We start from the raw sequence: 1,229 nt of genomic DNA on the forward strand, positions 1-1,229 counted from the left end.
AGGGTGGCGACATCGCTGCCCAATACCTCGATACTGCCGCCCTCCGGCGCGATGAGGTCCATGATCTGGGTCAGCGTCGTCGATTTCCCGGAACCGGATTCCCCGACCAGCGCCAGCGTGCGGCCCGACTTGATCTCGAAGCTGACGCCGTCGACCGCCTTCACCTCGCCGGTCCGGCGTTTGAAGACCACTCCGGAGGTGAGCGGGAAGGTCTTCTTCAGGTCCGAAACCCGCAGCACGACTTGCTCATCGGTGGGTATCGGCGCTTCGGCGGGCGGGACCTCGCGGCGGTAGGCCGCGAAAAGGTCCGCGGTCCCGACTTCGGCGACGCGGATGCAGGCGGCCCGATGCCCGGGCTCGGTGTCCTGCAGGGGAGGTTCCGCCGCTCGGCAGTCCTCCACCGCCACCGGGCAGCGCGGCGCGAACGGGCAGCCCGGAGGCAGTGCGTGCATGGCCGGCGGTGCGCCGACGATGGGCACGAGCGGCATGCGCGCCGGACCGTCCAGCCGCGGAATGGAACCCAGCAGGCCCACCGTGTACGGCATCCGCGGTGCGTTGAAAAGGTCGACGGTGCGTGCGGTTTCGATGATCCGGCCCGCGTACATGACCGCGACCCGATCGGCCAGCGTGGCCGCGATCCCCATGTCGTGGGTGATGAAGACGACGCCTGCGCCGGTGATGTCACGGGCCTTGCGCAGCAGGTTCAGGATCTGTTTCTGCACAGTCACGTCGAGCGCGGTGGTCGGCTCGTCGCAGATGATGAGCTCGGGATCATTGGCGATGGCGATGGCGATCACCACGCGCTGGCGCATACCGCCGGAGAACTCGTGCGGGAACGCCTTGGCGCGCAGGGCGGCATCCGGAATGCCGACCAGATCCAGCAGTTCCACCGCCTTGTCGGCGGCCTCCTGCTTGCTCATCTTGCCGTGCGCCAGTAGTGCTTCGGCGATCTGGTCGCCGACTCGGTACACCGGTGTCAAGGCCGAGAGCGGGTCCTGGAAGACCATCGAGATCTTGCTGCCGCGCAGCGTGGACAGCTGCCGGTCACCCATGCCGAGCAGTTCCTGGCCGCGGAGCCGGATGGATCCCTGCACCCGGGCCTGATCGGGGAGCAGTCCCATGATCGCCAGCGAGGACACCGATTTTCCGGAGCCGGATTCACCGACGATGGCCAGGACCTCACCGTCCTGCACGGTGTAGTTCACACCGCGCACCGCCTCGACGCGGCC

1 protein-coding gene is annotated in these 1,229 nt (G+C 67.9%); it reads right to left on the minus strand.

Features of this window, described 5'->3' with window-relative positions; all coding sequences use genetic code 11:
- Positions 1-1,205: oligopeptide/dipeptide ABC transporter ATP-binding protein (locus ACIRS4_RS37640; RefSeq protein ID WP_404204690.1), on the minus strand; the 1,205-nt coding region annotated here is incomplete at its 3' end.
- Positions 1,206-1,229: the final 24 nt, after the last annotated feature.

The organism is Streptomyces sp. NPDC101166 (assembly GCF_044768125.1).
Taxonomy (GTDB): domain Bacteria; phylum Actinomycetota; class Actinomycetes; order Streptomycetales; family Streptomycetaceae; genus Streptomyces.